This is a genomic window from Diaphorobacter sp. LI3 (assembly GCF_022807955.1).
GTDB lineage: Bacteria > Pseudomonadota > Gammaproteobacteria > Burkholderiales > Burkholderiaceae_C > Diaphorobacter > Diaphorobacter nitroreducens.
Map to the genome: position 1 here is coordinate 221,535 of NZ_CP094346.1, position 16,925 is coordinate 238,459.

Genomic DNA, 16,925 nt, shown 5'->3' on the forward strand with positions numbered 1-16,925 from the left:
AAGCCATTACTCAGGGTCTTCCCGAAGAATGACTCTCACAGCGAACACCTGCTGTGCGGCCCGCAGGGGCGCCCCGGGTGCTCGGGCGTGCAGCGCTTTGAACGTTCGCTGAACAAGAAGTGGAGTCCCCTATGCAAAGCCAGTCCCCCTCCTCCCGTCCCGCCGCGCGGTTCTTCCTGGGCATCGTCTCGGCTGCGGCCCTGCTGTCCATGGGCAGCGCCGGCGCACAGGAGCCCGTGCAGCCCATCGCGCCCCACAAGGTGACCAACCCCGCCCAGGTCACGCTGGGCAAGAAGCTGTGGTTCGATCCGCGCCTGTCGCGCTCGGGCTTCATCTCGTGCAACTCGTGCCACAACCTGAGCATGGGGGGCTCGGACAACCTCAAGACCTCCATCGGCGACAAATGGCAGAAAGGCCCGATCAACTCGCCCACGGTGTTGAACTCCAGTCTCAACCTGGCCCAGTTCTGGGACGGCCGCGCGAAGGACCTGAAAGAGCAGGCGGGCGGCCCCATCGCCAACCCGGGCGAGATGGCCTTCTCGCATGACCTCGCGGTAGACATGCTGCGCTCCATTCCCCAGTACGTGGCGGAGTTCAAGCGGGTCTTCGGGCATGACAAGCTCACCATCGACGAGGTGACGGCCGCCATCGCCGCGTTCGAGGAAACGCTGGTGACTCCCAACGCGCGCTTCGACCAATGGCTCAAGGGCGACAAGAAGGCCATCACGGCGCAGGAACTGCGCGGCTACCAGCTCTTCAAGACCAGCGGCTGCGTGGCCTGCCACAACGGCCCCAACCTGGGCGGCAACTCCTTCCAGAAGATGGGCCTGGTGGAGGCATACAAGACGGACAACCCGGCCGAGGGCCGCTCCGCCGTCACGGGCAACGATGCCGAGCGCTTCAACTTCAAGGTGCCCACGCTGCGCAACGTGGAACTGACCTACCCCTACTTCCACGACGGCGCTGCCGACACGCTGGCCGAGGCCGTGGACACCATGGGCCGCATCCAGTTGGGCAAGAAGTTCACCGCGCAGGAGAACGCCGACATCGTGGCCTTCCTCAAGACGCTCACGGGCGATCAGCCGCAGATCGCCCTGCCGATCCTGCCGCCCTCCAGCGATGCGACCAAGCGCCCCCAGCCCTTCGACTGATGCGCCGTCACGGATGAAAGCCGGCCCGCTTGCGGGCCTTTACAGGCCGGGGCCTCGCAAGGGGCGCCGGCTTTTTTTGGGGGGCGGGTATGCCCGCCTGGGCGTCAGGCCAGGGCGCGCTGCACCGCGGGGCGCTGCGCCATGCGCTGGGAGTGCGCGTGCACCTTGGGAAACTGCGCGATATCCACGCCGTCGCTCTTGAGCCAGCCCGCAACGGTGAAGAGGTAGCCGTCGGCCACCGAGTACTGCTCGCCCAGCACCCACGGGCCGTCGCCCAGGTAGTGGCGCTCGATCAGCGTGAAGCACTCGGTCATGTTGGCGGGCACCTTGCGCTGCATGGCGGCCTGGGCCTCGGGCTCGTCGGCCCAGCGGCTGGCGCGCGGGCGGTGGGCGTGGGCGATGTGCACGGTGGAGGCCAGGTAGCTGTGGAATTCCTGCATGCGCGCGAAGCCGAAGGGGTCTGCGGGCGCCAGGCGCGCATCCGCGAAGCGCTGCGCCACGTAGGCCAGCAGGGCGGGGGTCTCGGTGAGCGTTCCGTGCTCGGTCACCAGTGCGGGCACGCGGCCCTTGGGATTGACCGCGAGGTACTCGGGCGAGCGCTGCTGTTGGCTGGCGAAGTCCACGCGGACCAGGGTATAGGGTGCTTGCGCTTCCTCCAGCGCAATACGCACGGCCTGTGCGCAGGTACCGGGGGTGAAGTAGAGGGTGAGAGAGGTCATGGACGGCGGGCGTGATGGAGGATGGATGATCGTATCTATAAAAAGAGGAGCGGCTTGCGCTCAATCCCAGGCCATTTCGATGCAATAAGTACCTGAGTGTGGCTTGTGGCAAGCGCTGACAGCTCCTTTATTTGATGCGCCAGGAAACTCAGGAGCCCACGCTGGCCGGCTGCGCGCCGGGCAGGGGCGCGGCGGGCGCCGAGGGCTTGGGCACGGCGGGTACCGAGGGCAGGTGCGGCGGATCGGCGGGCTTCTTGTCGCAAGCGGCCAGCGCCAGTGCGCAGGCGGTCAGCAGCGGCGCGGCCAGGGGGCGAAGTGTCGGCAGGGGCATGGCGGGTCCTTCCGGAGTCGGTGTTCGCCCGGCGGGGCGGCACTGCCCGTTAGGATAGGACAGATCCCCCGCGCCGGCCCACCGCCGGCCTACGTTGCGTCCTGCCACCATGGCCAAAGAAAAAACCATCTTCTCCTGCACCGAATGCGGTGGCACCAGTCCGCGCTGGCTGGGCAAATGCCCTTCCTGCGGTGCGTGGAACACCCTGATCGAATCCGTGCCCGACGCTGGACCGGGCAAGAACCGCCTGAGCGGGGCCGGCCAGTACGCGGGCCTGGCCCAGGCGCAGGCGGTGATGCCGCTGGCCGCCATCGAGGCGACCGAGGTGGCGCGCACGGCGAGCGGCATCGAGGAACTGGACCGCGTGCTGGGCGGTGGCGTGGTCGAGGGCGGAGTGGTGCTCATCGGCGGCGACCCGGGCATCGGCAAGTCCACGCTGCTCTTGCAGGCGATGGACGCGCTGCAGCGCGCGGGCCTGCCCACGCTGTACGTGACGGGCGAGGAGAGCGGCGCCCAGGTGGCGTTGCGTTCGCGCCGGCTGGGGCTGGATGCGAGCCAGGTGAACGTGTTGGCCGAGATCCAACTCGAAAAAATCCTCGCCACCGTGGAGGCCACGCAGCCCGCGGTGTGCGTGATCGACTCCATCCAGACCGTCTATTCCGACCAGCTCACCAGCGCACCGGGCTCGGTGGCCCAGGTGCGCGAGTGCGCAGCCCACCTCACGCGCATGGCCAAGGCCACGGGCATCGCCGTCATCTTGGTGGGCCACGTGACCAAGGAAGGTGCGCTGGCCGGCCCGCGCGTGCTGGAGCACATGGTGGACACGGTGCTGTACTTCGAGGGCGACACGCACAGCAGCTTCCGTCTGGTGCGCGCCATCAAGAACCGCTTTGGCGCCGTGAACGAGATCGGCGTGTTCGCCATGACCGAGAAGGGCCTCAAAGGTGTGGCGAACCCTAGTGCCATTTTCTTGAGCCAGCACAGCGAGCCGGTGCCCGGCAGCTGCGTGCTGGTCACGCTGGAGGGCACGCGGCCGATGCTGGTGGAGATCCAGGCGCTGGTGGACGGCGGGGGGCCCAGCCCGCGGCGCCTGTCGGTGGGGCTGGAGCGCGACCGCCTGGCCATGCTGCTGGCCGTGCTGCACCGCCACGCGGGCGTGGCCTGCGCCGACCAGGACGTATTCGTCAATGCCGTAGGGGGCGTGCGCATCAGCGAACCCGCGGCCGACCTGGCCGTGATGCTGGCCATCACCAGCAGCCTGCGCGGCAAGGCGTTGCCCAAGGGCTTCATCGCGTTTGGCGAGGTGGGCCTGGCTGGCGAGGTGCGTCCCGCGCCGCGTGGCCAGGAGCGCCTGAAGGAAGCCGCCAAACTGGGCTTCACGGTGGCCGTGGTGCCCAAAGCCAATGCGCCCAAGAAGCCGATCGCCGGGCTGGAGATCCACGCAGTGGAGCGCGTGGACGAGGCCATGACTGCCGTGCGCGGGCTGGACTGACGCGTCGTGTCGCAGGGGCTACGCAGCTTCCACAGCGGCGCTGGTGGTGCTGCGTAGGACAATGCGACCATGAATCTGCGCAAGATATTGATCCCGGCGGGCATCGTCGTCCTGGTCATCGCCGCCTACCGCGCCTATGGCCCGCAGGGCATCCTCACCGTGAGCGGAGGGCTGGTCATGTGGGGGCTGCTGCATTACACGCGGCTCATGAACGTGATGCAGAAGGCGCGTAACCACCCGATCGGCTACGTGGGCAGCGCGGTAATGCTCAATGCCAAGCTGAAAGCCGGTGTGAACCTGCTGCACGTGGTCGCCATGACGCGCGCGCTGGGCCAGCAGCTGTCGGCGGACGGCCAGCAGCCCGAGCTCTACCGCTGGACCGACGGCACGCAGTCGCACGTGACCTGCGAGTTTGTCAACGGCCGCCTGGTGCGCTGGGAGTTGGTGCGACCCGCCCCGCAGGAGGACGCCGGCCCGACTGCTGCCGCCAACCCGGCGGACGAATCGTAGAATTGCCCGCTTTGCGACCCACGCAGTTCTCTCGAAAAGGATCTCCATGAGCCCCGTTGTTCCCTCCATGGCCGACCGTGACGGCAAGATCTGGATGGATGGCCAGATGGTGGATTGGCGCGACGCCAAGATCCATGTGCTGACCCATACGCTGCACTACGGCTGCGGCGCTTTTGAAGGCGTGCGTGCCTACAACACCGTCAACGGCCCGGCGATCTTCCGTCTGCAGGAGCACACTGAGCGCCTGTTCAACAGCGCCAAGATCCTGCGCATGAAGATCCCGTTCAGCCAGGAAGAGGTCAATGAGGCGCAAAAGGCCGTGATCCGCGAGAACAAGCTCGAATCCGGCTACATCCGCCCCCTGACCTGGGTGGGCGACAAGAAGCTGGGCGTCAGCCCCAAGGGCAACACCATCCACCTGATGGTGGCCGCCTGGGCCTGGGGTGCCTACCTGGGTGAAGAGGGCATGAAGCGCGGCATCCGCGTCAAGACCAGCAGTTACACGCGCCACCACGTCAACATCACCATGACGCAGGCCAAGGCGGTGAGCAACTACACCAACTCCATCCTGGCCAACATGGAAGCCACCGACGAGGGCTACGACGAAGCGCTGCTGCTGGACAGCTCCGGCTTCGTGTCTGAAGGCGCGGGCGAGAACATCTTTGTGGTCAAGAACGGCGTGATCTACACGCCCGACCTGTCGGCCGGGGCTCTGAACGGCATCACCCGCAACACCATCTTCCACATCGCCAAGGACCTGGGCCTGGAGATCGTGCAAAAGCGCATCACGCGCGACGAGGTGTACATCGCCGACGAAGCCTTTTTCACCGGCACGGCGGCCGAAGTCACGCCCATCCGCGAGCTGGACCGCATTGAGCTGGGCAAGGGCAGCTACGTGGGCAGCCGTGGCCCCATCACCGAAAAAATCCAGACCGCGTTCTTTGACATCGTCAACGGCCGCAATCCCCAATACGCCCACTGGCTCACCAAGGTTTGATCATGTCCCAAGCAGTTGTAGAAGTTCTGGCCAAGGACCTGAACGCCCAAGGGGCCGTGTTCTGCCCCAATCCCAAGGCCGGCATGAAGCTGTGGAACAGCCATCCCAAGGTGTACCTGGATGTGGCCCACCACGGCGAGGGCAAGTGCCCCTATTGCGGCACGGTGTACCGGCTGAAGGCCGGAGAGCATGTGCACGCTGGCCACTGACCGGTGGATGGGTTGATGCCAGTTGCAACCGGCGGCGCATCGGCGCCGCCCACGTTGACCGTGGCGGTGCTGACCCTCAACGAGGCGCACCGCATCGAAGCCTGCCTGCAAAGCGCCGCGTTTGCCGACCAGTTGCTGGTGGTGGACAGCGGCAGCACGGACGACACCGTGGCCATTGCCCAGCGCCTGGGCGCGGAGGTCCACAGCTACCCCGACTGGAAGGGCTTTGCCGTGCAGCGCAACCGGCTGCTGGCCCATGCGCGGGGTGACTACATCTTCTTCCTGGATGCCGACGAGGTGATGACACCGGCGTTTGCGCAGGAGTTGCAGGCCATCGTGCGCTCTGGCGCGCAGGCCGTGTGGACCATCCGCTGGCGCATGGTGGCCTACGGGCACGAACTCAAGTACTTTCGCTCGCAATCGCAGATCGAGCGCCTGTTCGTGCGCGCCATGGTCCGCGAGTTCACGGGCGTGGTGCACGAGCAGGCCGAACTGTTGCCACCTCCGGGCGGTGGCGCCGTGCCGCGCTGCCTGATCGAAGCGCGGCTGCTGCACTACTCGCGCACCACCGTGCGCGGCAGCCTGGAAAAGCTCACGCAGTACGCGATGCTCGGCGCTGCCAAGCGGGCCGCGACGGGCAAGAAGGGCGGGGTGGTGCGCGGCCTGGCCTCGGGCACCAGCATGTTCCTGCGCCTGTATGTGTTCCGTCTGGGGTTCCTGTGTGGCGGGGCCGGTTTTTTGTATTGCCTGTTTGTGGCGCTGGAGGCGTTCTTCCGGTATGCCGCCCTGGAGTACGACCACCAGCAACTGAGTGAGAGCGTGCGCCGTTGACCAAAGCTGACGATCTTTTTGTGCGCCTGTCGGGCGTGGCAGCGTTCATGGTGCCGGGCTTGGCCCTGTGGGTGCGCTCGGGCTACTCCTGGGGAGCGGTGGTGCTGCTGTTGTGCAGCCTGGCCACCGCCGGGGTGTGGCTGCGGCGTCGGCCAGGGCGCGATGCCTGGCTGCTTTTTGGCTCCATCGTGGCGATGGGCACGGTCTGGGCGCTGGACTTTGACCCGGCCCAGGGCAGCTGGTCCAACCTGGACCGGCCTGCCAAGTACCTGTTGGCGCTGCCGTGCCTGCTGTACGTGCTGGCCTATCCCCCGCGGGTGCGCTGGCTCTGGGCCGGTATCGCGGTGGGCGCCTGCGGGGCGGGCCTGATCGGCCTGTACCAGGCCCTGGTGCTGCACCTGCCACGCGCCAACGGCTTTACCAATGCGATCCAGTACGGCGGGCTCAGCCTGCTGCTGGGGTTGATGTGCTCGGTGGCGCTGCTGGTGCTGTGGGACCGCTGGAAGCCCTGGCAACGCGCGGGCTGGGCGGTGGGCATTCTGCTGGGCCTGGACGGATCGCTGCTGTCCGAGTCGCGCGGGGGCTGGGTGGTGTTGCCCATGGCGCTGCTGTTGTGCGTCTGGCTCCAGGGGCGCTCCGGCCAGCCCCGCAGGGCCATTGTCGGTGCCGTGCTGGTTGTGTTGGGGGCTGTGGGCCTGATGGCCTTCAAGGCCAACGAGGTGCGCCTGCGCGTGGATGAGGCGCGGCAGGAGATCACACAGTACGAGTCGCGGGGCGACGCGGCCAGTTCGGTCGGTCAGCGCCTGGCGCACTGGGGCCTGGCCTGGCGCATGGGGCTGGATCGACCCTGGACCGGCTGGGGACGCTACGGCTATGAAGCCGAGAAGCAGCGCCGGGTAGACGCAGGAGAGACCCACCCGATTGTTTTGCAGTTCAGCCACGCCCATAACGAGCTGCTGGACATCTTTGCCAAGCGCGGCATCCCCGGCGTGGTGGTCTTGCTGGTTTTTTATGGGGTGCCGCTGGTGCTGTTCTGGCCCACGCGGCGGCGCGTGTTCCCGGGTGCTGCGGGCGTGCTCGATACTGAAGGGCTGTGCCTGCGCATGATCGGGGTGCTGCTGCCCGTGTCGTATATGGGCTTTGGTACCACCCAGGTGTTTTTGGGGCACAACAGCGGCACCATGTTCTACCTGTTCATGGGCATGCTGGTGCTGGCCATCCTGCAAGGCCGCGAGCGCCTGCGGCTGCAAACGCCCGGGCAAGCCGCCTCTCTTTCCTGAAAGACCTCTGCCATGCACATCCTGCTGGTCAACAACTCTCCCATCCCGGTGTATGGCTATGGCGGCACCGAGCGCGTGATCTGGGACCTGGGCAAGACGCTGGTGCAGCAGGGCCACCGCGTGAGCTATCTGGTGCCCGTGGGCTCGACCTGCGACTTCGGCCAGGTGCTGCCCATCCGGCCGGACGAGCCGTGGGAGGGGCAGATCCCGGCCGACGTGGACATCACGCACTTTCAGTTCAACCCTCGCTCCGAGCTGTCCAAGCCCTACCTGGTGACCGAGCACGGCAACGCGCGCAAGCCCAAGCCGCTGCCGCGCAACACGGTGTTCCTGTCGCGTGATCACGCGGCGCGCTATGGCTCCAGCGAGTTCGTCTACAACGGGCTGGACTGGGCTGGTTATGGCCCGGTGGACTTTGACCGCCCACGCTCGCATTACCACTTCCTGGGCAAGGCGGCCTGGGGCGTGAAGAACGTGCGCGGCGCCATCAAGGTGGCCAAGATGGCCGGGGTGGAGCTGGACGTGCTGGGCGGCAACCGCATCAACTTCAAGCGGGGCTTTCGCTGGACGCTGTCGCGCAAGATCCACTTCCACGGCATGGTGGGTGGCACGCAGAAGACGGGCCTGCTCAACGCCTCGCGCGGGCTGATCTTTCCGGTGCGCTGGCACGAGCCGTTCGGGCTGGCAGTGATCGAAAGCCTGTACTTCGGCTGCCCCGTGTTTTCCACCCCCTACGGCGCCTTGCCCGAGCTGGTGCCCGTGCACTGCGGCGTGCTGTCAGACCAGGCGTCGGTGCTGGCCGAGGCGGTGCGGGGCAACCGCTTTGACCCGCGCGCCTGCCACCAGCATGTGGTGGAGCACTTTGGCGCCGAGCGCATGGCGCGCAACTACCTGCGCATGTACGAGCGGGTGCTGGCGGGCGAAACCCTCAACGCCCAGCCACCCATGATCCAGGGCCCGGCGCGCGAACTGCCCTGGAGGCAGTGAGGCATCCCTGAGTCGCTTGCGGCGCCTTCCCCCCAGGGGACGCCACCTGTGGCCTTGCAAAGCCAGCTGCACGGTGGCACGGGTTTCACAGCGCGCCAGTTTTTAGCGCCCTGTTCATATCGGGGAGGCTACTGCGCGGATTCTATGGAGTTTTTGGCCGCAAGCGCTAGTTCAACATGCCCCTGCTGCTATAAAAATGATAGTTATTGGTGGCCGATAGTGGAGGTGCTGCGCGGCGCGGTAGCCTGCTGCCACTCCTGGGCCAACAATGCCACCAGCTGCGCCGCCGGCATGGGCCGCACCTGGGCCACCCCCTGGCCTGCCCACAGCGACAGGCAGTCGGCCTGGCCCGCCTGGGCGGCCGCGCGGCGCAGCGCGCCGGTCAGCGCGTTCTGCACGGGGTAGGGCGGCACGGTGGACTCGTCGGCCTGCAGCGCTTGCATCATGCGGTTGACGATGCCGCGCGCCGGCCGGCCCGAGAAGATGCGGGTGGTGCGTGTATCCGTTGCCTGGGCGTGGGCCAGGGCCTCACGGTACGCCGGGCCAATGGCCGACTCGGAGCAGTTCAGGAAGGCCGTGCCCATCTGTACCGCCTGGGCGCCCAGCGCCAGGGCGCCCGCAATGCCGCGCCCGTCCATGATGCCGCCCGCAGCGATCACCGGGATGGACAGGGCTTGCGCGCACTGCGCCACCAGCGGCAGCGTGCCCACCATGCTGGCCGCAAAGTCGGCTAATGACGGCGCCGCGCCGGTGGCGCCGGGCTGTGTGGGCGTGAGGAATGTGCCCCGGTGGCCCCCGGCTTCCATGCCAGAGGCGCAGACTGCATCCGCCCCCACGGCGGCCCAGGCCTGGGCCTCGGCCAGCGTGGTGGCGGTGCCGATCACGGTGCTGCCTACGGCCTGGAGCCTGGCCACCTGCGCCGCCGTGAGGATGCCGAAGGTGAAGCTGGCCACGGCGGGGCGGGCCTCCAGCAGCGCCTCGAACTGGGCGTGGAAGTCCTCGCACCAGCGTGCCGGCGCCTCTGGCGGGGGCAGGCCCAGGTCGGCGTACAGCGGCGCCAGGCGGTCGATGGCGGCCTGCACCGTGGCCGCATCGGGCGTGGGCTGCTCCAGCACGAACAGGTTCATGCCGAAGGGCTTGGCGGTGGCCGCGCGCACGGCCGCCGCGACCTCGCGCATGGCCTGGGGCGACCGCATGCCGCAGCCCAGAAAGCCCAGGCCGCCGGCCTGGGAGACGGCGGCGGCCAACTGGGGCGTGTCCGAGCCCGTCATGGGCCCCTGGAAGAGGGGCAGGTCAATCTGCAGGCGTTGCAGCAAGGCATTCATGGGGTCAGCTCCGCAAAGAAGAATCGGGTGCGAGGACAGCGGGGGGGGCCTGGGCGCCGTGCAGCGCTGCTTGCAGCGCGGCCAGCGCGGGCGTGGCATAGCCCGTGCGGTGCACCAGTACCGTGTCGCAGGGGCCCAGCGGCACCCAGCGCAGCGCGGGCGGCGTGTGCAGCAGATCGACCACCGCCTCAGGCACCACGCCGGCGCAACGGCCCCCGGCCACGCAGGCCAGGATGGCGGGGTAGGACGCGAGCTCCAGCACCTGCGGCGCCTGGCCCGTGGCCTGGCGCATCCAGTCTTCGCCGATGCGGCGGTAGGTGCAACCGTGCGCAAACGCGGCCAGGGTGTGCACGCGCAGGTCGGCAGATGTTTCGACGGGCGGGTGGCTGGCCGGCAGGGCCAGCAGCAGCGATTCCGTCCAGACGGGCATGCGCTGCACCGGGGCCTCCTCGTCCAGGCCCGGCGGCGGCCAGGCCACCAGGGCGCAGTCGAGTTCGTGGGCCAGCACCTGCTCCACGAGTTGGCGTGAGGGAGCGGTGCGCAGCTCCAGCACCAGCGCGGGCCAGCGCGCGTGCAGTTGCGCCAGGGGCGCGGGCAGGCGCGCGGCGGCCGTGCTTTCCATGGCGCCGATGCGCAGGTGGCCGGCGGGAGTGCCCGGGTGCAGGGCCTGTCGCGCCTCCTCGGCCAGCGCCAGCAGGCGCTCGGCATAACCTTGCAGCGTGGCGCCCGCGGGCGTGAGCACCATGCGCCGCCCCTCGCGCAGGAACAGGGCGGCGCCCAGTTGCTCCTCCAGCTGCTGCACGCGCGTGGTCACGTTGGATTGGGCGCGGCCCAGCCGCTCGGCCGCCCGCGTCACGCTGCCCTCATGGGCCACCGTGCGAAAAATCTCCAGTGCGACCAGGTCCATGGATTCGTTTGTGAGATGATTTATAAAAAAATCATCTTAAAAAAAGATTGATGGCGATCATACCGCCGGAGACCGCGCCATGGAACCACAAGCCACCCCGTCGATTGATGTGCCCGCGCCCCGCGGGCCCGCCCTGCACTGGAGCGAGCGGCCCCATGCCGTGGCCCTGGCCGGCATGCTGGCGCTGGCGGTGGCCATGGGCGTGGGGCGGTTCGCGTTCACCCCGCTGCTGCCCATGATGCTGCACGACGGGGTGCTGACCCTCACCGAGGGCAGCTGGCTGGCCACGGCCAATTACGTGGGTTACCTGCTGGGGGCGCTGGCCTGCATGGCACTGCCCTGGGTGGCACCGGGCTTCTATGCGCGCTGGCATCCGGCGCGGCTGGCGCGTGCCGGGCTGGTGGCCACGGTGCTGCTCACGCTGGCGATGGCGCTGCCCGTGGCCGCCGCGTGGCCGGCGCTGCGCTTTGCGGCCGGGGCCGCCAGCGCCTTCGTGCTGCTGAACGTGGCGGCCTGGTGCATGGTGCGCCTGGCGGTGCTGGGCCGCCCGGCCATGGGCGGGCTGATCTTCTGCGGGCCGGGCGTGGGCATCGTGCTCACGGGGCTGGCCGCCAGCGCGATGGTGGCGGCGCAGTGGCGTGCGGCCTCGGGCTGGGTGGTGTTCGGGGTGCTCTCGGTGCTGCTGTGCGTGGGCGTGTGGCCCGTGGTGCGCGGCCGCGCGGTCAAGGCCGACCCCGGTGCCCAGCCCCGTGCGGCCGCGCAGGCGGGAAACGCCGGCACCCTGGCGGCGCGCGGCGTGCACGCCGTGGCGTACGGCCTGGCGGGGCTGGGCTACATCGTGACCGCCACCTTCCTGCCCGTGATCGCGCGTGCCGCGTTACCGCCTGGCTCGCCTTGGCCCGACCTGTTCTGGCCGATGTTCGGCGCGGGCGTGGCCGTGGGCGCGGCGCTCAGCACGCGCGCGCCCAGCGCCTGGGACCGGCGCTGGCTGCTGCTGGCGGCGTATGCGCTGCAGGCGCTGGGCATCGTGCTGGGGCTGCTCTGGCCCACGCCGGCGGGCTTTGCACTCAGCAGCGCGTTGGTGGGCCTGCCGTTCACGGCCATCACCTTCTACGGCCTGCAGGAGGCGCGGCGCCTGTGGCCGCAGTCTGCCGACAGCTTTGCGAGCCTGGTCACGGCCGTCTACGGCCTGGGCCAGATCGCGGGTCCGCCGCTGGTGGCGTGGCTGCTCGCGCACGCCGATGCCGGACAGGGCTTTGCCCGGGGGCTGGCGCTGGCGGCGGGGGCACTGGTGGCCGGCGCGGCGATGTACGGCTGGTCGGCCTGGCGCTGGCCGCAGCGCGCCTGACAGGCCGTCAGTGCTGCCCTTGCAGGCGCGCGTCCCAGGCCTCGCTCTGTCCGCTGTCCAGGCGCCGCTGGAACAGCCGCTGCCATGACGGCGGCAGCGGCAGAGCGAGGATTTCGCGCAGCGTGGCGGGTGTGCAGTCGCGCCGGTCGATCACCTCCAGCAGCCGTGCGATGGGCCACGCGGGCTGTGGCCGCGCGAGCAGCCAGACAGTGTCGCCCGCCTGCACCGTCCCGGGTTGCAGAACACGCAGATACCAACCCGCCCGCAGGCTGCGTTGCACGCGCAGCGCCATGTCGGGCACCTGGAAGCGGTCGTTCAGCTTCCAGCAGGGCTGGCGGCCCTGGCTGACCTCGAAAACGGCGCTGCCGATGTGCCACTGGTCCGCAATGCACACCTGGGCCTCCTGCACGCCGTCCAGGCTGAAGTTCTCGCCAAAGGCACCGGGCTGCGCGAGCAGCGCCTGCGCCGCGGCGTGGCCCGCCAGCTCCTCGCGCCAGGGCGTGTACTGCGGCCATGCATAGCAGTGCACGGCCTTGTCGGGGCCGCCGTGCACGCGCAGGTCGCCCTGCTCGTCACCGTCCAGTCCCTCCGCGCCTACGGCGACGGGGCCGCTGCGTGCCTGCTTGGCAATGGCGCTGCGGCTGCCGGGGCGGGTGTAGGGTTGCGCGCGGCCGGTGAGCACGGCGCGCAGCGTGCCCAGGGCGATGGGTTCGGAAGGCAAGGGGGTCGTGTTCATGGGTGGGGCTGATCGGACAGTGGGCAGCCGCCATCGTCGCAGCCCGTGGCGGGCACGGTCGCCGGGGCGGCTGGCGTGGGTTCCGCCAGCAGCCGGCCCAGCAGCGCGCCCAGCCGCAGATCGTCCAGATGGCCGAAGTGGTGCAGGCGCACGCGGCCCTGCGGGTCCAGCACCACCAGGCTGGGCGTTCCGCTGAGCGACAGGCTCTGCATGGTCCGTGGAATGCTGCGCGGCGCATCGGGCTGGTCCAGGCCGATGGGAAAGCGCAGCCGGTATTCGTGGATGAAGGCCTGCAGCGCCTCTGGCGTGCCCTGCACGGCGTGGTGCTCGAACACCGTGTGCAGGCCGATCACGACGAGTTGATCCTGCGCAAACGCCTCATGCACGCGCCGCGCCTGTGGGATGCCGTGCTCCACGCAGCCAGGGCACAGCATCTGAAAAGCGTGAAGTACCACCACGCGCCCGCGCAGGCTGTCCAGCGTGAGCGGCTCGGGGGTGTTGAACCAGTGCGCCACCTGCAGCGGCGGCGCAGGTGCAAAGAAGGGCGCGGCGGCGGTCATGGGCAGGCCTTGCGGAACGGAAAAGCGCCACCCTACAACATGGGCGAATGTGCCTGCTGAGGCAAGGGCGTGTGCGCCGACGCTCAGCGTGTGACCGGCAGGCGCAGCGTGAAGCAGGCGCCTGCCGCGCCATCGGGCCGGTCCTCGCACACCACGCTGCCGCCATGGCGCGCCGCGATGGAGCGCACCAGCGCCAGGCCCAGGCCCACACCGCCCGAGCGTTCGCTGGCGCCCGGCAGGCGGTAGAAGGGCTCGAAGATGCGTTCGCGCTGCGCGGGCGGCACGCCCGGGCCGTGGTCGCACACGCGCAGCACGGCGTCGTGCCCTTCGCGCGTGAGGGTGAGGGTGATCTCGCCCTGGCTGTAGCGCCGCGCGTTCTCCAGCAGGTTGCGCACGGCGCGGCGCAGCAGCTTGGACACGCCCGGCACTTCGACGGGCGCCGTCATGGCGTCTGCACCATCGCCGGAGCCTACGTGCAGTTCGGCGTCCACGCGCACGCATTCCTCCACGGCCAGGCCCACCAGGTCCACGGGCTCGACCGTGCCCACATCGGCGGCGCCGGAATCCAGGCGGCTGGCCAGCAGGATCTCGTCCACCAACTGGTCCAGTTCGGCGATGTTGCGTTCAATCTCGGCGCGGAATGCAGGGGAGGGCGTGCCGCCCTGCATCAGCTCCAGCCCCATGCGGATGCGCGTGAGCGGCGAGCGCAACTCGTGCGAGGCATTCGCCAGCAGCGATTTGTGCGACTGCACCAGCGTCTCGATGCGCGCGGCGGCGGCGTTGAACTGGCGCGCCAGCGCCGCCACCTCGTCATGGCCCTGCTCGGCCACGCGCACCGACAGATCGCCCTCGCCGAAGCGTTGCACGCTGCGCTGCAGCTGCTCCAGCCGCTGCAGCAGCCGCCGGATGATGGGGAACACGCCCACGGTGACGGCAATGCCCACCAGCGCGAGCATCCACAGAAAGCCGAAGGGCGGGCGGAACCACGCGGCGGGACCGCGCTCGTCGGGGCGCGGGCGGGGCGGGCGCGGGGACAGGTGCATCTCGAACACCTCGCCCGTGGCGCTCTCGATGCGGTAGAGCACGCCTTCGCTGGGGTCGCGCCGCTGGCGCAGGCCCACGCCATCCACCAGCGTGCGCCCCGCGGCGTCCGTGATGCGGATCTCGCGCGAGGGCGGCTGCTGCTGGTTCTGCTCGGCCGCCCAGCGCCAGGCCATGCCCACGGCGAAGGCGAACACCAGCACGCCCCCGACCACGGCCAGCCAGATGCGCAGGTACAGGCGGCGGGAGAAGGGGCTGATGAGGGACATGCGTGCGGGGCTTTTCAAACGGGGCAGGTCAGTCCTGCTGCTTGGCGAAGACATAGCCCACGCCGCGCACGGTGAGGATGCGGCGCGGGTTCTTGGGGTCGGCCTCGATGGCCGCGCGGATGCGGCCCATGTGCACGTCGATGGAGCGGTCGAACGCCTCCAGCTCGCGCCCGCGCACGGCCTCCATGATCTGGTCGCGCGTGAGCACGCGGCCCGCGCGCTCGGCCATGGTCACCAGCAGGTCGAACTGGTAGGCGGTCAGCTCCGCCGGCTGGCCGTGCACGCTCACGGTGCGTGCGTCGCGGTCGATCTCCAGCGAGCCGAAGCGCAGCACCTGCGTGGCCGGCTGGGCGCCGCTCTCGCGTCGGCGCAGGATGGCGCGGATGCGCGCCAGCAGCTCGCGCGGCTCGAAGGGTTTGGGCAGGTAGTCGTCGGCGCCGATCTCCAGTCCGATCACGCGGTCCATGGGGTCGCCCTTGGCCGTGAGCATCAGCACCGGCACCTGGGCGGCGGCGCCCGGCAGCGCGCGGATGCGCCGGCACACCTCCAGGCCGTCGATGTCGGGCAGCATCAGGTCCAGGATCACCAGGTCGGGCAGCTGTCCGCCCTCGGGCGCCTGCAGCCGCGCCAGGCCGCTGGCGCCGTCGGCCATGTGCGTGACCTGCAGCCCGGACTGGCCGAGGTACTCGCCCACCATCTGCGCGAGGCGGTGGTCGTCTTCGATCATCAGCAGTTGCGAACTCATGGGTGGGTGGGCCTTTCTGGACTGCCATGTTCCCCGCGCGGCATCTCGCAGGGTTGTCGGCCGGGTAAAGTTAGGTAAACCGTTGTGGGTATCGTTTTGATAGCTGCCAGCGCTTGTCCATCAAGCGCTGGAGGCTGATTGGGCTCTGGACGCCAGCGCCACCAGCAGCAGCACCGGCAGGCCCAGCAGGGCCGTGCCTGTGAAGAACGCGCTGTAGCCCTGCGCGTCCACGAACTGGCCCGAGAAGCCCGCGAGCCATTTGGGCAGCAACAGCATCATGGAGCTGAACAGCGCGTACTGCGTGGCCGAGTACTGCACGTTGGTCAGGCTCGACAGATAGGCGATGAACGCGGCCGAGGCGATGCCGCCCGCGAGGTTGTCGGCCGAGACCACCAGCACCAGGCCCGTGAGGTCGTGCCCGCGCTGTCCCAGCCAGGCGAACAGCAGGTTGGACAGCGCCGAGAGCACCGCGCCCAGCATCAGCACGCGCATTACCCCCAGGCGCATGGACAGCACGCCGCCCACGAAGGCGCCGGCCAGCGTCATCACCACGCCGAAGACCTTGGTCACGGCGGCCACCTCGTCCTTGGTGTAGCCCATGTCCACGTAGAACGGGTTGGCCATGATGCCCATGACCACGTCGCTGATGCGGTACACGGCGATCAGCGCGAGGATCAGCGCCGCCTGCCAGCGGTAACGCCGGATGAAGTCGGCAAACGGCGCCACCACCGCGCCATGCAGCCACTCGCCCAGGTTGCGCGCGGGCGGCAGTGGGCGCGGCGTGGGCTCGGGCGACAGCAGCACCGTCACCACCCCCACCAGCATGGATGCGGCCATGACGAGGTAGGCCGTGGTCCAGGCGCCGGCCTGGTAGCCGCTCAGGCTGGCGTCCTCCGCGCGGGCAGCCACCCACAGCACGCCCGCGCCGGCCCAGATCATGGCCAGGCGGTAGCCCGTCTGGTATGTAGCGGCCAGCGCGGCCTGGTGGTCGGTGTCGGCGGACTCGATGCGGAACGCATCCAGCGCAATGTCCTGCGTGGCCGAGCCAAAGGCCACCAGCAGTGCGCACCACACCATGGCGTCCAGCCCCTGGCGCGGGTCGGCCAGCGCCATGCCGACGAGCCCCGCGGCCACCACACCTTGCGCCAGCAGCAGCCAGCTGCGCCGCCGCCCCAGCCAGCGCGTGAGCAGCGGCAGCGGCAGGCGGTCCACCAGCGGTGACCAGACCCACTTGAACGCATAGGCCAGCCCCACCCACGAGAGGTAGCCGATGGTCGTGCGGTCGATGCCCGCCTCGCGCAGCCGAAAGCTCAGCGTGCCCAGTACCAGCAGCAGCGGCAGCCCGGCTGCAAAGCCCAGGGCCAGCATGCGCAGGCTCGCGGGCTCCAGGTAGACGAGCCAGGCCTGGCGCCAGGAGCGGCGGGCGGCGGCGGATGCGGGGGCGTCAGGCGGCATGGATGCGGAAAAGAGGCGCGGTCGTGAAAAAG

General features: G+C 69.4%; 18 protein-coding genes. 9 read left to right on the forward strand and 9 right to left on the reverse strand.

The genetic code is table 11. The features are described from left to right. Positions 1 to 131: 131 nt before the first annotated feature. On the forward strand, positions 132 to 1,151 hold the full coding sequence (locus tag MRB47_RS01015; RefSeq protein WP_103736850.1) for a cytochrome-c peroxidase: 1,020 nt from the start codon (positions 132 to 134) through the stop codon (positions 1,149 to 1,151). A 104-nt stretch (positions 1,152 to 1,255) separates the two neighbouring features. Here the strand turns inward: MRB47_RS01015 and MRB47_RS01020 are convergent, their stop codons facing one another. Further along, positions 1,256 to 1,870, reverse strand: a complete 615-nt coding sequence (locus tag MRB47_RS01020) for a glutathione S-transferase family protein (RefSeq protein WP_252101659.1) — start codon at positions 1,868 to 1,870, stop codon at positions 1,256 to 1,258. A gap of 148 nt (positions 1,871 to 2,018) precedes the next feature. After that, positions 2,019 to 2,201: a hypothetical protein gene (locus MRB47_RS01025; protein WP_012655300.1), complete on the reverse strand. Its 183-nt coding sequence runs from the start codon at positions 2,199 to 2,201 to the stop codon at positions 2,019 to 2,021. Between the two features lie 109 nt (positions 2,202 to 2,310). On the opposite strand from MRB47_RS01025, the gene radA reads away from it, so the two are divergent. The 7 genes from radA to MRB47_RS01060 all read left to right on the forward strand — a co-directional run bounded on the left by radA (position 2,311) and on the right by MRB47_RS01060 (position 8,507). Beyond that, positions 2,311 to 3,693, forward strand: coding sequence for a DNA repair protein RadA (gene radA / locus MRB47_RS01030; RefSeq protein WP_011803649.1), 1,383 nt, complete (start codon positions 2,311 to 2,313; stop codon positions 3,691 to 3,693). Between the two features lie 69 nt (positions 3,694 to 3,762). Continuing rightward, positions 3,763 to 4,203 (forward strand): hypothetical protein, encoded by a 441-nt coding sequence (locus tag MRB47_RS01035; RefSeq protein WP_047350206.1) that lies wholly within the window; start codon positions 3,763 to 3,765, stop codon positions 4,201 to 4,203. A 46-nt stretch (positions 4,204 to 4,249) separates the two neighbouring features. Continuing rightward, positions 4,250 to 5,200 carry a branched-chain amino acid transaminase gene (locus tag MRB47_RS01040; RefSeq protein WP_252101660.1) on the forward strand — a complete coding sequence of 317 codons (951 nt, stop codon included), beginning with the start codon at positions 4,250 to 4,252 and terminating at the stop codon, positions 5,198 to 5,200. A gap of 2 nt (positions 5,201 to 5,202) precedes the next feature. Further along, positions 5,203 to 5,409 (forward strand): zinc-finger domain-containing protein, encoded by a 207-nt coding sequence (locus tag MRB47_RS01045; RefSeq protein WP_252101661.1) that lies wholly within the window; start codon positions 5,203 to 5,205, stop codon positions 5,407 to 5,409. A gap of 15 nt (positions 5,410 to 5,424) precedes the next feature. Then, positions 5,425 to 6,240 carry a glycosyltransferase family 2 protein gene (locus MRB47_RS01050; RefSeq protein WP_252101662.1) on the forward strand — a complete coding sequence of 272 codons (816 nt, stop codon included), beginning with the start codon at positions 5,425 to 5,427 and terminating at the stop codon, positions 6,238 to 6,240. After that, positions 6,237 to 7,520 (forward strand): O-antigen ligase family protein, encoded by a 1,284-nt coding sequence (locus MRB47_RS01055; RefSeq protein ID WP_142085357.1) that lies wholly within the window; start codon positions 6,237 to 6,239, stop codon positions 7,518 to 7,520. Before MRB47_RS01050 ends, MRB47_RS01055 begins: the two co-directional genes overlap by 4 nt. Before the next feature lie 12 nt (positions 7,521 to 7,532). Further along, positions 7,533 to 8,507, forward strand: coding sequence for a glycosyltransferase (locus tag MRB47_RS01060; RefSeq protein WP_252101663.1), 975 nt, complete (start codon positions 7,533 to 7,535; stop codon positions 8,505 to 8,507). A gap of 203 nt (positions 8,508 to 8,710) precedes the next feature. On the opposite strand, the gene MRB47_RS01065 is transcribed toward MRB47_RS01060, so the two are convergent. Continuing rightward, positions 8,711 to 9,832, reverse strand: coding sequence for an NAD(P)H-dependent flavin oxidoreductase (locus MRB47_RS01065; protein ID WP_252101664.1), 1,122 nt, complete (start codon positions 9,830 to 9,832; stop codon positions 8,711 to 8,713). 4 nt (positions 9,833 to 9,836) lie between these two features. Beyond that, the gene (locus MRB47_RS01070; RefSeq protein WP_252101665.1) at positions 9,837 to 10,739 is read right to left on the reverse strand and encodes a LysR family transcriptional regulator; all 903 of its coding nucleotides are present in this window, start codon (positions 10,737 to 10,739) and stop codon (positions 9,837 to 9,839) included. 79 nt (positions 10,740 to 10,818) lie between these two features. Here MRB47_RS01070 and MRB47_RS01075 point away from each other — a divergent pair, with 79 nt between their 5' ends. Then, positions 10,819 to 12,087 carry a YbfB/YjiJ family MFS transporter gene (locus tag MRB47_RS01075; protein ID WP_252101666.1) on the forward strand — a complete coding sequence of 423 codons (1,269 nt, stop codon included), beginning with the start codon at positions 10,819 to 10,821 and terminating at the stop codon, positions 12,085 to 12,087. 7 nt (positions 12,088 to 12,094) lie between these two features. Here MRB47_RS01075 and MRB47_RS01080 read toward each other — a convergent pair whose 3' ends face one another. The 5 genes from MRB47_RS01080 to MRB47_RS01100 all read right to left on the reverse strand — a co-directional run bounded on the left by MRB47_RS01080 (position 12,095) and on the right by MRB47_RS01100 (position 16,893). Then, the gene (locus MRB47_RS01080; RefSeq protein WP_252101667.1) at positions 12,095 to 12,823 is read right to left on the reverse strand and encodes an MOSC domain-containing protein; all 729 of its coding nucleotides are present in this window, start codon (positions 12,821 to 12,823) and stop codon (positions 12,095 to 12,097) included. Continuing rightward, positions 12,820 to 13,383 (reverse strand): redoxin domain-containing protein, encoded by a 564-nt coding sequence (locus tag MRB47_RS01085; protein ID WP_252101668.1) that lies wholly within the window; start codon positions 13,381 to 13,383, stop codon positions 12,820 to 12,822. Before MRB47_RS01085 ends, MRB47_RS01080 begins: the two co-directional genes overlap by 4 nt. An 83-nt stretch (positions 13,384 to 13,466) precedes the next feature. After that, positions 13,467 to 14,693 (reverse strand): ATP-binding protein, encoded by a 1,227-nt coding sequence (locus tag MRB47_RS01090; RefSeq protein WP_088887875.1) that lies wholly within the window; start codon positions 14,691 to 14,693, stop codon positions 13,467 to 13,469. A gap of 28 nt (positions 14,694 to 14,721) precedes the next feature. Then, positions 14,722 to 15,438 carry a response regulator transcription factor gene (locus tag MRB47_RS01095; RefSeq protein WP_252101669.1) on the reverse strand — a complete coding sequence of 239 codons (717 nt, stop codon included), beginning with the start codon at positions 15,436 to 15,438 and terminating at the stop codon, positions 14,722 to 14,724. 120 nt (positions 15,439 to 15,558) lie between these two features. Continuing rightward, positions 15,559 to 16,893, reverse strand: coding sequence for an AmpG family muropeptide MFS transporter (locus MRB47_RS01100; RefSeq protein WP_252101670.1), 1,335 nt, complete (start codon positions 16,891 to 16,893; stop codon positions 15,559 to 15,561). Positions 16,894 to 16,925: the final 32 nt, after the last annotated feature.